10 protein-coding genes are annotated in these 11,635 nt (G+C 53.0%); 8 read left to right on the forward strand and 2 right to left on the reverse strand.

What is annotated here, in order from left to right; genetic code table 11:
• Positions 1-350 precede the first annotated feature (350 nt).
• Together VEI50_11035 and VEI50_11040 are read right to left on the reverse strand one after the other, a co-directional pair.
• On the reverse strand, positions 351-1,439 hold the full coding sequence (locus VEI50_11035; GenBank protein HXX75654.1) for a hypothetical protein: 1,089 nt from the start codon (positions 1,437-1,439) through the stop codon (positions 351-353).
• Between the two features lie 104 nt (positions 1,440-1,543).
• Positions 1,544-2,473 (reverse strand): fibronectin type III domain-containing protein, encoded by a 930-nt coding sequence (locus VEI50_11040; protein ID HXX75655.1) that lies wholly within the window; start codon positions 2,471-2,473, stop codon positions 1,544-1,546.
• Here VEI50_11040 and VEI50_11045 point away from each other — a divergent pair.
• From VEI50_11045 to VEI50_11080, 8 genes are all read left to right on the forward strand, one after another.
• Positions 2,466-2,705 carry a hypothetical protein gene (locus VEI50_11045; GenBank protein HXX75656.1) on the forward strand — a complete coding sequence of 80 codons (240 nt, stop codon included), beginning with the start codon at positions 2,466-2,468 and terminating at the stop codon, positions 2,703-2,705. The two genes, VEI50_11040 and VEI50_11045, sit on opposite strands and share 8 nt — an antisense overlap.
• Before the next feature lie 989 nt (positions 2,706-3,694).
• The gene (locus VEI50_11050) at positions 3,695-4,996 is read left to right on the forward strand and encodes a nucleotide sugar dehydrogenase (GenBank protein ID HXX75657.1); all 1,302 of its coding nucleotides are present in this window, start codon (positions 3,695-3,697) and stop codon (positions 4,994-4,996) included.
• Positions 4,997-5,216: 220 nt separating this feature from the next.
• Positions 5,217-7,580, forward strand: a complete 2,364-nt coding sequence (locus VEI50_11055) for a secretin N-terminal domain-containing protein (GenBank protein ID HXX75658.1) — start codon at positions 5,217-5,219, stop codon at positions 7,578-7,580.
• Entirely contained in the window at positions 7,577-8,083 is a 507-nt protein-coding gene (locus VEI50_11060) for a type II secretion system protein (GenBank protein ID HXX75659.1), read from the forward strand. The genes VEI50_11055 and VEI50_11060 overlap by 4 nt, the downstream gene beginning before the upstream one ends.
• Positions 8,083-8,460: a prepilin-type N-terminal cleavage/methylation domain-containing protein gene (locus VEI50_11065; protein ID HXX75660.1), complete on the forward strand. Its 378-nt coding sequence runs from the start codon at positions 8,083-8,085 to the stop codon at positions 8,458-8,460. Before VEI50_11060 ends, VEI50_11065 begins: the two co-directional genes overlap by 1 nt.
• A 62-nt stretch (positions 8,461-8,522) precedes the next feature.
• A complete protein-coding gene (locus tag VEI50_11070) occupies positions 8,523-9,320 on the forward strand; it encodes a LysM peptidoglycan-binding domain-containing protein (protein HXX75661.1) in 798 nt (265 codons plus the stop codon).
• A 42-nt stretch (positions 9,321-9,362) separates the two neighbouring features.
• The gene (locus tag VEI50_11075) at positions 9,363-10,574 is read left to right on the forward strand and encodes a type II secretion system F family protein (GenBank protein HXX75662.1); all 1,212 of its coding nucleotides are present in this window, start codon (positions 9,363-9,365) and stop codon (positions 10,572-10,574) included.
• Positions 10,571-11,635 (forward strand): ATPase, T2SS/T4P/T4SS family (locus tag VEI50_11080; GenBank protein HXX75663.1); only part of this gene is annotated, 1,065 nt, incomplete at its 3' end. The genes VEI50_11075 and VEI50_11080, both read left to right, overlap by 4 nt.

The following is an 11,635-nucleotide window of genomic DNA, read 5'->3' on the forward strand; positions in this document are numbered from 1 at the left end:
CATCCACCTGGCGTAGCGCCGTCGCGATCTGCTCTTCAGAAAACTTGCTCTTCTTCAGACCGCCCTCCTCGGTTAGAGGGCTGCAGCGTAGCAAATCGTTCCAGTTTTGGCTGGTCGAGTTTTCTGGGAGGAGGTCCCTACGGAGCATCTGCAGCGAGGAGGTTTCACGCTAACGTGGGCACATTCATGCGCGGATCCAGTTCATGACAAGATCTTGGCTGCGAGAGGTAAGTTTATCAACATCCTGTTAGTTTTGCGTTGCTGTCATTGGCCGGGGAACGCGTAACAGCAACTTCGCCTTTTATTGCTATTGGGCTCAACAACATGCGAGAGAAAAATGTGAAAAGCAGTTATTGGACTCGCAGGTTCGTTGGTGCGGCGGGGGGCGTTCCCCCGCCTCCCGCTGGATCCGCGATCGGTTGCGTCGAGACGATCAATTCATCATAGTAGACATAGCCTGTTTGGGAGGGGAGTCCATTGTTCGGCGCGCCCGTGATGTAGTTTTCCAGATAGAGCGTGTTGTAGTTGGACCCTCCACTCGGGTTAGCCTGAAACGGCCAGTCGGTCACGTGCAGGAGGTACTGGAGCGGTTGGCCCTCAGGAGCCACCCAGATTTCGACGGTACTTGTTTGGGTGCCATACGCCCCGAGCTTGACGTGTCCGGCGTAGACGTACCAGGTGTCCCCGCTAAACTGGAAACAGGTACCTGCTGGAGTCAGGTACGCAGAACAGGTATAGGCGCCACCATTCTGATAATCACCAGGGGAGACACTATTGCCGCTCCCATCGTGGTTGGGAGTGAGATAGGGACCACACCCGGTGTACTGATAAATCGTACTCCCATAGACCATGCTGCTCGTGATCTCAACGGGAGCGCAGGAGCTATAGGTGCTGTCGAACCAATCGTGTTGCTTGACCGCAGGACCGGGATTCCCGGTGAGGCCGTAGTTCTGCGTCAGCACATAACTGTCGTAGCGAATCTTGTACTGCCAGTACCACTCGGCTCCATCGCCACTGCCAGGAGGATGAAAGTTCTTCCCTAATGGCAATGCCCAGAGTCCATCACACCCCGACATGCTATCGCCGGGGCAGGCGGCATTACTCGGGAAGGCGATCCGCATCGCTCCAGCGCCCTCAGTCATCTGCGTATTGGTGATAACCGGATGATTGACGCCCTGGTTGGCCCCCGAGCAGCAGTTGGACATGAACGTGTAGCTGCCGTAGTCGTTGAGCGAGCCCTGTGTCGTCCTGCAAAAGTTGCTCGACCCCGGACAGGCGCTCCCTTCCACGTTGAAGCCGCGATCCCCCGGCGTGTTGAAGCCTTCGCAGATGAAGACGCCAGCCGCCGCACAGCGGGTGGCGAACGACACTGCAGCGTCTGTAGAGCCAGCATACAGACACCCCAACACCAATAATATTCCGAACAACCAGCGCTTCATAATCGCTCCTTTCCCCTGTTTGAATGGTCGTCTTTGCTTCCAGATGATCAAGGTCGCTTTGTGATTACGCGATTTATGCTATTTATATCACACGTATGTCCACGTCAGAAAATGCTTTTGCTGACTTCATTCGAAAAACTGCTCTCTGTACCAGAAGCGTCGAACGCTGTGACGACAAAGAAATATGTGGTTCCTGACTGTAGTCCTGTCGATACGTAAGTCGTCACACTGCCTTGAAGAGTCGCAGTAGGCGCTCCATAGGCACCGGATGCCGTTGCACGATACACCTTGTAGCCTGACACGTTGCTAGATGTGCTTGCATTCCAGGTCAAGGTAGCTGATGAGGTTGAAGGTGAATTGACAGTCAGGACTACTCCTACCTGTTGTGAGGTAGCTCCTGACGCCGCCACTGTAATCGTACCGTTGTAGGTTCCAGCGGCAAGTCCCGCAGTATTCACACTCGCCGTCAATGTGCCATTACCGGAACCAGAACTGGGAGTGAGTGCTAACCAAGAAGCGTTATCGGTTGCCGCCCACGTCAGCGTTCCTCCGCTGTTGGTCACAGTGACGGTCTGGTTTGACGGATTTGCCGCCCCCTGGGTTGCTGCGTACGAGAGACTTATGGGGCTGAGACTGATTGTCGGGGCGGCCGTCACGGTAAACGCGACGGGGACGGTGACGGGCGTGGCGCCGGTAGCACTGAGGGTGACGGTGGCGCTATAGCTACCGGCGGCTAAAGTGCCGAGTGCTGCACTGACGGCAACGGAGCCATTACCCGTGCCAGAGGCGGGTGACACGGTCAACCAGGCAGCGTTGTCACTCGCACTCCAACTTAACGTCCCGCCGCCGGTGTTGCTGATGCTGAGGGTCTGAACCGCGGGATTCCCGCTGCCTTGCTGGGCTGTAAAAGATAAACTGGTCGGGCTCGCGCCGATGGCCGGCGGGACCGGAGCGGGTGGCGAAGATGGAGCTGAAGAAGATGAAGGAGTCACTAGTTGAGAGAGTCCTGGCATTTCCGCTGCAAGATTGGACATCGACCGACCTCCTGTAGGTACAGTCGCTCCATTTGAACCATTTGTTGAACCAGCTGCGGTCGTTGCACCCGCAAAAGTGGTTGTTCCGGTCGATGAACTGCGAGGAGCGATCGTATTCGGAGTTGCCGTAGTTATCGTGGTGGTCGCAGCTGAAGGCATAAGTGCTGTTGGCACCGTCGTGGGGGAAGCTAGCGGGGCGGTCTTGCTCGAAAGTGAAGTGTCCTGCGATTGAGCGGTCGCATTGTTCGGTGGAGATGTTGAACCGGCCGTCGAAGTTATTGGTTTGGATGCATCAAACGGGGTCGGCTGAAGTGTAGCAGCGAGAGGACTCTGTGGTTTCCGAATGAGTCGATGGGGGACTGCCTTCGCCGTCTGTACATTTTTCCCTTCAGTTGATGTCTGTGAGGAGTTCCCTGATTTGATTAGGGATTTCTGGTTCGTGGTCTGCACTGTCAGACTGGATGACTGAGCCGCACTATCCTCCGCAAAAAACACGAACGCAAGAATAGCTATTACACAGACCCCAATTTGGGCCGTGCTCGCGTGTCCCATTTGACTTCGTAACTGGTCCACCACATGGTGCATGGTCTGGGTCCTCCGTGTCGCAAACCTGCCAGCGCACCAACTGATTACGATTAAGAAAAACATCAAAATCTCTCCAATCAGCGCTACGATTCACCACATATCAGCATATGCCTCGAACTGTAGGGGATCGAGCAAGACTAATGCCTCTAATCTCTCAGCAGGTGAAGCACGTCAGGTGCCCAATAAATCTCGGTAAAACAACAGAATAGAAATGTGTTGCCGTAAGATGCGCTAGGCAAGTGGTGGAATCGATCGATGTATAGTAATTAGAATATGTACACTTAATCCTACACTTTAATCCATTTCTGGTATCCAACCGTTTTAGAAGCAAAATAGTGCCGAGATTGGGAGTAATATTCAGATGGAAGCTCAAGCGTGCTTGTCATGCCGATAACCCCGTAGGGGAGGCTGCTGGCGTCTCTTCGAAGCCCATCATTGAAGAATAACCAGCGGTTTTCGCGGGCAGTTTCGTCTGATATTACACAAGAGGCCTATTTAGAAACTTCCTGAACGCAGTCTTGAAGGTGTCCGCAAAAGCCTGGGAAGTCCAAGCTGACCCCGGCAAAGTCTTACGAGTTCATTGACTGACTCTACCGGTTGTGCCATTGTGATAAAAATTGTAAAAGGGGTTTGATAATGCCAATAGACCAAGTCAGAAGGCGAAAAGTGGCGGTTGTCGGGCTTGGTTATGTGGGACTTCCGATCGCCGTGGCGTTCGGGAAGCACCAGCGCGTAATCGGGTTCGACATCAATAAGGAAAAAATAGCGGAACTTCAGAAAGGTCTCGATCGAACTGGTGAAGTTTCCTCCGCGGATCTCCAGTCGACGCAAGTTACATATACATCACAACCAGACGATCTCAAGGCAGCTGACTTTATCATTGTTGCTGTTCCCACTCCCATCAGTGAGGCACTCCAGCCAGATTTGAAGCCGCTACGAATGTGCTCTGAGATGATCGGTGCCAACCTGTCACGTGGCACGATCGTTGTTTATGAGTCTACAGTGTATCCCGGAGTAACTGAAGAAGTTTGTCTCCCGATTCTCGAAAAACAATCAGGCATGAAAGCTGGCATTGACTTCAAGGTTGGCTATTCGCCGGAGCGGATCAATCCTGGCGACAAGGAGCACACGCTCGAAAAAATCGTAAAGGTCGTAGCGGCTCAAGATCCTGAATCGCTCGATATCGTGGCAAAGGCCTATGGAATGGTCGTAAAGGCGGGAGTTCATCGAGCTCCTAGTATAAAGGTGGCTGAAGCCGCGAAAGTAATCGAGAACACACAGCGGGATCTAAATATCGCACTCATGAATGAGTTAGCTCTCATTTTCCATCGTCTCGGCATAGATACTAAGTCCGTGCTCGATGCGGCGGGAACGAAGTGGAACTTTCTCAAATTCTCTCCAGGCCTTGTTGGGGGGCATTGCATAGGAGTCGATCCGTATTATCTGACTGCTAAAGCTGAGTCCGTCGGATATCATCCTCAGGTCATTCTCTCCGGCCGACGGATCAATAATGGGATGGGTAAGTTTGTGGCTGAGCAAGCGATAAAATTGTTGAGTCAGCTTGGCCGTCCCACAACTGAGCTGAAGGTTGCAGTATTAGGGCTCACGTTCAAAGAAAACGTTCCAGACCTCCGCAATAGTAGAGTTCCTGACATCATCAATGAACTGCGAGAATATGGCGTGCAGGTTGTCGTTCACGATCCAATGGCCGAAGTGGAAGAAGCCATGGCCGAGTATGGAATTCATCTCACCGAGTGGGATGCTATCAAGAATGTAGATGGTGTGGTATTCGCAGTTTCACACCGTACCTATCTTGAGATGGGAATCCAAAAACTGACAAAGGTTCTTCGTAACCCACAGGAAGGTGTGCTTATAGATGTGAAGAGCATGTTCGACAAGGAGTCCTTCCCCAAATCTCTTAAGTACTGGCGTCTGTAACACATTACGACGGTCGTTTTTATCAGGAGGTTGTGATCTCGTCCACTGAAGTACCTGGACTGTACGCATAGACAAACCCATCTTCCCCCGGTTCACAACATATTGCGGTTTCTTGTTTTTGCTAACCCCCCATCTTGAATCTGATATAGAATTTTCTTGGCACTGAAATTCCAAGTACTTTTCCCAATTTGTGGTCGTGAAGTTCAAATGCTGGTGACGTATGCGCGATGAACGCTTAGAGAGTTTTTTCCAATATTCGTCCGCTAGTAGATTGGTGCTGGGAGCATTCGTGTTCATTGCAGGGTGTGCCTACTTTGGTTCTTCCGATGTGAAGCGGGGAGATGAGTTTCTTGCCGCGGGTAATTGGGAGGAAGCCAGCCTTGCGTACAAACAGGCTCTCAAAGACGACCCATTCAACCCGACGTTGCAGAGTAAGTATGCCATGTCCCGAGAACGTGCCGCTGCCGCTGTTGAAGAAAAAGGCCGTGCATATTTGAAAGACCGGCAACTTGATCTTGCGATCCAACAGTTTAAGCAGGCGTTGGCGAACGAACCGACCAATCTCCAATATCAAGCGGCGCTGGCCGAATCGTTACGTCTTAAAGAAGCGCGCGACCACTACAAAAATGCCGAGCGGCTCGCTCAGATTGGTCGGGCTGAAGATGCCATGGAAGAGTATGCCAAAGCGGCTGAGCTTGATCCGTCATACCAAGAGCCGCTTGAAAGTATCAGCAAGCTGACCGAGGCTCAACAGGCACTTGGTCGAGACGATCAACGCAAGCAGCCGGTCACGCTGCGCTTTCGAAACGCTGGGCTCAAGGAGGTGTTGGAAGGGATTGGGAAAGCTAGAGGTGTCAACCTTGTCTTCGACAAGGATGTTCGGAATGATCCGGTGACGATTACGATTCAAGACACGCCATTCGAGGAGGCATTCAACCTCATTCTCAACAGCAACAATCTCTTTTCCCGTGTGTTGTCGACCGGGTTAATGATCATCAGTCCGAATACAAGACAGAAACAGGAACAGTATCAGGACCTGATGATCCGGACCTTTTATCTCTCCAATGTGAAGGCCAAGGACATGGCGGTTCTGCTCAAGGGCATGCTGGACAGCAAACGCATGCAAGTGAACGAATCGCTCAACACGATCGTTATCCGGGATCAACCGGAGAAAATCGAGTTGGCCGAGAAAATCATCCTCGCCAACGATCGACAAGATTCTGAAGTGTTGTTCGAAGTGGAAGTGCTGGAGGTGAATCGCACTGTCAATCAGACCTATGGGCTGAGCTATCCCAAACAGATTGCTGCGGCCCTTGTCCCACCAGGATTTACCGGAGTCATTAGCGGCGATGTCGGACAGCAATTGACGTATCAGCAGCTCACGAGTCTCGATCCATCCAGTTATCTCTTCAAGCTGCCAACGAACGTACAGCTCGATTTCTTCAAGCAGATAGTAAATTCAAAAACGCTAGCCTCGCCTAAAATTCGCGTGGTTAATAACAAGAAGGCGGAGATCAACATCGGTGACAAGCAGCCGATTCTGCTTTCTACCACCAACGTGTTACCCGGTCAGGCTGCAACGGGGGCGGTTCCGACAACCTCAACAGTTACGTCGATCGAGTTTCGTGATACGGGTGTCAAGTTGACTGTCGAGCCCACGATCCGATTGGTCAATGATCTCGCGTTAAAGATGAAGATCGAGGTCGTTACGCTTGGAGATCAAGTTGTACTGCAAGCAAATCCGCCCATCACACAGTTCAAATTTGGGAATCGATCAGCAGAGACGATGTTGAACATTAAGGATGGAGAAACGATCGTATTGGGCGGGTTGATCCAGGAGCAAGATCAGCGGACCAAAACAACAATTCCGTGGATCGGAGATCTTCCGGTCATTGGAGATTGGATCAGTTCCTTTCAGACTCAGCGCGTCACGACCGAGGTCATCCTGACCATCACCCCGCACATTATTCATACGATGACGCAACCCAATTGGGGCACGCAAGTATTCTGGTCCGGGACAGAGTCAGCATATGCGACGACACCGTTGTTTCCTGGAGCGCCGCAGGGAACAGGCGGTAACCCACTTAGCAAGGTTGCGTTTGGAACCAATTCCAGTTCGCTTAAAAAGATTGCTGTGGGGGTGAAGGCAGCAGGCCAGACGGCAGCAGATTCCGGAGAGGCGGCACGGCTTGTCCTGAAACTGCAAGAATCTTCCGTCCAAGTGGGGAAAGCAGTTCGTGTAGACCTATTCACGGAGCGGATCCAAGGCCTCAAAGAGGGGACATTTACCATCTCGTACGATCCGCAAATCCTCGAATTGCAATCCACGGTTGAGGGTGAGTTGCCTAAACGGGGTGATGCAGGAGGGGTGCTGTCCGCCGTCTCGAACTCGGCGACGGGACAAGTTGAACTAAAACTGGAGCGCCCGACCAAACCAGTTGCGGTAGATGGCAGATTAATCGCCATGCAGTTTATCGCCAAAGCGCCAGGTGTCGCGACACTTCACGCCGAGATGACGGAAGGCCAGGGTCAGGTGGTCGCAGCGGCGCCAAAATCTGCGACAGAAGTGGTGAGGGTTCGGTGAGGCAGTCGGGTGTCACTCTCCTGGAGCTGGTGGTGACGCTTGCCATTGTGCTCATCCTCGCATCGGTGGCTATGCCCTTGAGTCGCGTGTCGGCAAAGAGGGCTCATGAAATTGAGTTCCGGCAGCATTTGCGAACGATGCGAGCCGCGATTGATACCTTCAAGCTGGAATGGAATCGTGACGGAGATACGTTATTAGGCCCTGTATGCATCAAGAACAAGCTGACCTGCAAGGATATCACGAGCCCCTACGGTTACCCCAAATCACTTGATGTACTGCTCGGAGTTAAGCTCAGCAGTCAAGAAGCCACGGTAAAGGGAACAACGACGAGACGATATCTTCGAAGCATTCCAATTGATCCCTTGACCGAGAAAGCCGACTGGCTGCTTCGCTGTTATAAGGACGCGCCCAAGCCTTCAAGTTGGTGTGGCGACGACGTGTACGATGTGCTAACTCAAAGCCAAGACACGGCGTTGGATGGAACAAAGTATCGAGACTGGTGATGATCAGAGGAGAGGAGGCAAACGGCTTCACGATGATCGAACTCATGATCGTCGTCTCTATCGTCGGAATTCTGGCCACGCTCGCTGTGCCGTCCTACCAGGGAACGTTGATTAGAGCCAGAGAAGCCGCCCTGCGCCAGGATTTGTTTACGATGCGTGACGTGTTGGATCAGCACCGCGCTGATCAGGGAAAGTATCCGCCTTCACTGCAAGCCTTAGTCGGTGCAGGATATCTTCGTGCGATTCCGAGCGATCCCTTCACCAATTCGGCTACCACGTGGCAGGAAATAACGGGAACAGTTGAAGAAGGGGTGGCTGACGTATTTTCCGGATCAGATTTGGTCGGAAGCAATGGAGTTCCGTATAACCGATGGTAATACTGGTGTACAAGCTGGTTAGGTCCCATTACGGTAACGATCCCTCTCGGTGTCTTCGTCTCATGAAGTTACTGTCGGACCGGGTCGTCATGATTTGCCTCTTGGGAGTAATGTCTGTGTTTTGGACCGCCTGTGGAGCATTAGAGCCCATGGATGAACCGGAGGTGACCGATCTCCAGTTAACAGTAGACACTCTCAAGGCTTCGGTTCGTGACGCACAGCGGACTGCCTCGGAGATACGCAATGAACTGGAGGCGAGCCGGAAAAATTTGGCCGAGGCACAGGTCGCGCGTGCGCAACTTGAAGGACGTGTGCGGGAGGCCGAACGGAGACTGGCAGAATCGAAACAGGTCATTGATCTCCAACGGGAGGAACTTGCTTCTGCACGAACAGAGCGGGAGCGACTCTCTCGAACTAGTGTTCTGATGCAAGGCCAGCTCAAACAGCTCCATAAGCAACTGTCCAAACTAGGAAAGATTGACGAGGAGGGACAGCCGAGCGGACTGTCACCTGCGAACGTCCCTTCACGGAAAACCCAGAAGGCGATGGTGGTCCCGGCACAGACCAGCTCACCGGCACGTTCTCTACCTGAGCGCAACCTATCCGCGACGCCCGCTACGCTCGTGCGCATGCCATCAGTAAGAGACTCATCCTACAATAGACGGCCTGGTGACCATGAATCACGGTATGTCACCGTGAAAACCGGGGATACGCTCTGGAGCATTGCACACAAACATCATGTCGACGTGAATCGACTACGAGCGACGAATCAGCTGGCTGGGAATCGTATCGAGATTGGACAGGCCCTGAAGCTGCCGGAAAGTCGAATTGAAGACGAACGCGTCACTCCGGCGCCATAAACGTTCACGCCGACTATCCATCCTCATACACTAAGATAACCGATGGCAACGTTTGCCTACAGAGTAGCACGCCCTGATGGATCAACCCTCGATGGACAGATTGAGGGAGAAGAAGAGCAACTCGTGAGAGCCAAGCTTGAAAGCCAGGGCCTCTTGGTCTTCAAAGTTCAGCGTCGTGGCACAGCGGTCGCGACTTCTTCCGTAAGACTACGCTCTCTGCGGAAGTTGCCGGTACAGGAATTTCTGATCTTTAATCAAGAGTTGCTCGCGTTGGTGAAAGCAGGTCTTCCCGTTTTGCGTGTGTGGGATCTCTTGATCGAACGAGCCAGTCATATCGCGTTCCAGCACACCCTCAGAACAGTGCGACAGGATATTCGTGGAGGGACGTCCGCGTCGGACGCTCTGGCCAAACACCCAACTTACTTTTCCGACTTATATATCGCGACCATGAAAGCGGGAGAACAGTCTGGAAACGTGGCAGAGGTTCTGCAACGATTCATTGTCTATCTGAAGCTCATGATCGGTCTTCGTCAGAAAGTGACGAAGGCACTGGCCTATCCAGCCTTTCTTGTTGTCGTCGGAGTCGCAGTAATCGGGTTTTTGCTGAGTTACGTCGTGCCAACATTCGTCTCGGTTTATGGCGAGGTCGGTAAAACCTTACCTGTTGCTACGCAAACCTTGATCGATTTAGTCCATCAATTCCAAACATACTTGGTGCCTGGTCTGCTCACGCTCTTTGGGGTCGGGCTGATTATTCGTGCCTATTACAGATCACCTAGCGGTCGCTTGGCTATCGATCACCTCCTGCTACATCTTCCGGTTCTCGGGCCGATCCTTGTGAAACACCATACCATCCAATTGACTCGGACATTTGCCACGATTCTCGCGGGCGGTACTCCGTTGGTCGAGGCTCTACAGATTGCGCGTGGCGCTGTGTCCAATCGGTTTATTTCAAAAGGCATGGCTACTGCGGTCGAAGAAATTCGAGAAGGGGCGACACTGGCAGCCGCCTTAGATCGACCGAAGGTATTTCCAAAACTGGCGATCGAGATGCTCTCTGTCGGCGAGGAAACCGGATCGCTGGAGAATATGCTCCGGGATGTCGCAGAGTTTTACGAAAGCGATTTAGATCTTCGGCTCACACAATTAACCACGTGGATCGAACCGGCTTTACTATTGATCATGGGCGTGTTGGTCGGGGCAATCGTCGTTGTGATGTATCTTCCCGTTTTTCAGATGGCAGGAAGTGTATGAGGCTCATTCCCAATCGTCGCTCTGCTCGGTCGACTCAAGACGGCACTCGAAGCGCGCGAGCCGTCGTTGTTCCGACCCTCACGCGGCCGTCGCTGGCTGAGGTGCTCATCAAGCACGGTATGGTTCCGAAACAGACGATTGAGCAGACCCTGGGTCGGCTGGGCGGCGCGGTGGCGACTCTCGGTCAAACGTTAGTGAGCGAAGGTGCCCTTTCCGAAGAGCAACTGGCGCGCGCGTTGGCCTCACAATTTGATCTTCCGTTCGATCCCCTCACGGACTTTCACGTCGACCGGCATTTCTATGAGTCTATATCTGTGAAGTTGATGCAGCGGCATCCCTTTGTGCCGATCGCCGAGCAGCAAGGGCGCCTGACGATTGCGATTCCCGATCCTCAGAATCTCCTGTCGCTTGATCAGTTGGAACTGCTCCTGGCGAAGCCGCTTGATCTTGTCGTGAGCCCTCGCAGCGCCATCCTGGTGGCTTTGGAACACAGCGAGGGATCCAGTCAAGCCTTGAGAGAGCTGGAGGCGGAGTACCGGTCCGTCCTGGTGAAGGAAGACGAGCGAGGAGAAGAGGTCTTGACCATCGACCGGGCAGGGGAAGACCAAAGTCCTGCCGTCAAGCTCCTCGATTCAATCTTGTTGAGCGCGATGCAGCGGCGAGCCAGCGATATCCACATTGAAGCTGCCGACCGTGCCACCAAAGTGAAGTTCAGGGTCGATGGCATCCTGGTTCCAGCAATGGAGCCGTTGGACATTCGACTCCATGCCCCCTTGGTGTCTCGGCTCAAGGTCATGTCCGATCTCGATATTGCCGAACGGCGTGTGCCTCAGGACGGCAGTTTTCGAATGCGGCTCGAGCGAAAAACCGTCGACTTCCGTGTGTCAATTCTCCCCAGCGTATTCGGCGAGTCGGTCGTTATTCGTATCTTGGATCGCGAAGCGATTACAGCAGGGGTATCGACCTTGCGGTTGGATCGCCTGGGGTTCAATGATGAAGACCTCAAACGATTTCGCCGAGCGATCACGAGGCCATACGGCATGGTATTGGTAACCGGTCCG

Source organism: Nitrospiraceae bacterium (assembly GCA_035623075.1).
GTDB lineage: Bacteria > Nitrospirota > Nitrospiria > Nitrospirales > Nitrospiraceae > DASPUC01.